This window comes from Streptomyces sp. NPDC092370 (assembly GCF_044755265.1).
Classification (GTDB): Bacteria; Actinomycetota; Actinomycetes; order Streptomycetales; family Streptomycetaceae; genus Streptomyces.
The window spans coordinates 135,853-137,741 of the sequence record NZ_JBIVQO010000017.1; the positions used below are offsets into that span (position 1 = coordinate 135,853).

At 72.7% G+C, this 1,889-nt stretch carries 3 protein-coding genes; 2 read left to right on the forward strand and 1 reads right to left on the reverse strand.

What is annotated here, in order from left to right; genetic code table 11:
- The coding region (locus tag ACIQHQ_RS35035) for a chaplin family protein (RefSeq protein ID WP_402620087.1) at positions 1-722 on the forward strand (722 nt) is incomplete at its 5' end.
- Between the two features lie 80 nt (positions 723-802).
- Here the strand turns inward: ACIQHQ_RS35035 and ACIQHQ_RS35040 are convergent.
- Positions 803-991 (reverse strand): DUF5703 family protein, encoded by a 189-nt coding sequence (locus ACIQHQ_RS35040; RefSeq protein ID WP_037670480.1) that lies wholly within the window; start codon positions 989-991, stop codon positions 803-805.
- 47 nt (positions 992-1,038) lie between these two features.
- Between ACIQHQ_RS35040 and ACIQHQ_RS35045 the strand changes: the two genes are divergently transcribed.
- Positions 1,039-1,743: a hypothetical protein gene (locus ACIQHQ_RS35045; RefSeq protein WP_402620091.1), complete on the forward strand. Its 705-nt coding sequence runs from the start codon at positions 1,039-1,041 to the stop codon at positions 1,741-1,743.
- The last annotated feature ends 146 nt before the right edge of the window (positions 1,744-1,889 follow it).

A 1,889-nucleotide genomic window follows, 5' to 3' on the forward strand; every position in this document is an offset into this window, starting at 1 on the left:
CGCCCGGCGTCGGTTCGGGCAACCTCGTCCAGGCGCCGGTGCACGTGCCGGTGAACGTGTGCGGTAACAGTGTCGACGTCATCGGTGTGCTCAACCCGTCGGTCGGCAATTCGTGCGCCGACAACGGCGGTGGATCGTCGTCGGAGGGTCACGCCACCGACTCGCCCGGCGTCGGCTCGGGCAACCACGTCCAGGCGCCGGTCCACGTGCCGCTGAACGTCTGCGGCAACAGTGTCGACGTCATCGGTGTCGGCAACCCCAGCACGGGCAACGACTGCTCGAACGGTGGCGGCGACAACGAGACCCCGGACCAGCCGGGGAACCCGGGTGACCCCGGTACTCCTGGTGACCCCGGCAACCCGGGTGACCCCGGTACTCCTGGTGACCCCGGCAACCCGGGCGACCCCGGCGACCCCGGCAACCCGGGCGACCCCGGCAACCCGGTTGACCCCGGCAACCCGGTTGACCCGGGTAACCCGGGCGACCCGGGTACTCCTCGTGACCCCGGTACCCCGGGCACTCCGCCCGCCACCGGCGTCGGGACCCCTGACGGTTCCCCGGACGGAAACCAGCCGGGCGGCCAGTTCGTGACGCAGCCGAAGAGCCACGCCCAGCTCGCCAGCACCGGCAGCGATCTGCCGCTCGGCCTCGCCCTCCCGGTCGGCGCGGGCGCGCTGCTGGCGGGCACGATCCTCTACCGCAAGGCGCGCGCCGCGGCCTGACACGCCCCCGGCAAAACGGAGTGGGCCCCGCCGAGGCGGGGCCCACTCCGTCATGTGTTCCTCCCCGTGCCCGTCTCAGCTCACCACGTGGCCCGCACCTGGCGGATGATCCTCCGACGCAACCGCACCCTGCGGCTGCCGTCGCGCAGCAGGCTCAGACGGTACAACTCCCAGTTTCCGTACTCCGCGTGGTCGGTCAGCAGACGTGCCGTTTCCTTGCGGGAGACCCCGCGAGGGACGTACACGTCGACAAATTCGTATTCCGGCATCGCATCTATTGTGCGGGCTGGGGCCAGGTACGGATAGCGTCTGCACTATGTCTGATGCTGCGCAGCCCACCGCTGCCGAGGTACGCGCCGCCGCCGAGGCGGTCAAGACCGCGCTCGACCGCCACCTGGCCGCGGTCGAACGCCGGTCGGGAGAGGACGACCCGGCGGTCTACGAGGCCTTCAACCAGCTGGCCGCGGCCGCAGAGGTGTACGACGAACTGCTCTACGACCGCTACGACGAGGTCACGCCCTTCGAGATCCCCGGGGCGGAGGACGCGCTGCCCCCGTACACCGGTCCCGAGGAACCGAACGCGCTGAGCGTGCTGATCCGTCGTGACTACGCCGTCGCCGAACCTCAGCGGCTGCTGGCGCAGGCACAGCGGATCGAATCAGCGGAGGGCGATGACGGCACCCCGGCCTCCGGGACGGTGCACGGCGCTCTCGGGCTGCTGTTCGGCGAGTTCGAACCCGACGAGATCGCCTCCCGGCACAAGGAGTTCGGGCTGGAGGAGGGCGACTCCACGCTCTGGGTGACGGCGGCGGACGAGCCGGCCGAACCCGGCGAGTGGCTGGAGGCACCGTTCGAGCAGGTCGACGCGCAGCAGGTGGTCTGCCGCTTCGACGTCAGTGCCGTCTTCGACGACGAGATCGACGACGACGATGACGAGGAAGGGGAAGACCTCGAGGACGAGCTCGTCGGCGACCTGGACGAGGACGAGGACCTGGAACCGCTGGACGCGGACCGCCGCTGAGCGCACCCGCAGGCCGCCACCGGGTGGTGGGGGGCGGGCCCCCCCCCCCCCCCCCCCCCCCCCCCCCCCCCCCCGCGGCGGGGGGGGGGGGCCCCCCCCCCGCCCCCCCCGCCGCGGCGGCCGGCCCCCCGGCCCCCGCCCCGGGG